Here is a 594-nt window from a genome sequence, read left to right on the forward strand (position 1 = left end):
CCCTACATGTACAAACATCGTTAACATGATAGCATTCAAGGGGGCTGAGTATGATGAGGGAGCGTTCTTCCCCCGATGCTGATGTCCGGGTAAAACCGATGATGACGTTGCCGGCTATCAATACAGACGCCAGCAAGCATGAGAAAGAACAGATCAGCCGAGCTGTTCAGGAGATGTTTGAAGAGGCCGAATTCTGGCTAGTGGCTGAATGATGGACATCGATAACATGATTATCTCAGGGATCCGCATTTACTTTCCCAAAACGGAGGAGCTACTCCCCGCACCGGAGAAAGGAATGCGTACCTTTGCCATAACGGTCGCTGACAGCGAACACTTTCGGCTATTTGCTTTCGTAAACTCGAGGTGGGTTATGATGGGGCTGCCTGAATTCGACAGCATCGGCAAGGCTATTATGGGGGCTGTTCAGCAGGGTAAATCAGTTTGGCATTAATCGACAGGCGCAGCACTCAAAAACCATGCGCTGCGCCCATCGTAACACCGGATTTCAAGACCGGAGAGAATGCACAGTAAATCAATAAGTTAGCTTTTATAAGTGGTATATATTGGGTACTTAATACCTATTTTCTTCAATAA

Annotated in this window: 1 protein-coding gene and 1 pseudogene; both read left to right on the forward strand. The window is 47.3% G+C overall.

The window, feature by feature from the left end; all coding sequences use genetic code 11:
* Positions 1–62: 62 nt before the first annotated feature.
* Positions 63–212, forward strand: a pseudogene (locus tag KCR01S_RS23650) (DinI-like family protein); the annotation flags it as partial.
* Positions 209–451 carry a hypothetical protein gene (locus tag KCR01S_RS23655; RefSeq protein ID WP_061285270.1) on the forward strand — a complete coding sequence of 81 codons (243 nt, stop codon included), beginning with the start codon at positions 209–211 and terminating at the stop codon, positions 449–451. The pseudogene KCR01S_RS23650 and the gene KCR01S_RS23655, both read left to right, overlap by 4 nt.
* Positions 452–594: the final 143 nt, after the last annotated feature.

It is taken from the genome of Kluyvera cryocrescens NBRC 102467 (genome assembly GCF_001571285.1).
In the GTDB taxonomy this organism is placed as follows: Bacteria; Pseudomonadota; Gammaproteobacteria; order Enterobacterales; family Enterobacteriaceae; genus Kluyvera; species Kluyvera cryocrescens.

Excerpts from the sequence above, each read along its gene's own strand:
- KCR01S_RS23655 (WP_061285270.1), top strand. The coding sequence starts at position 209 with ATGATGGACATCGATAACATGATTATCTCAGGGATCCGCATTTACTTT.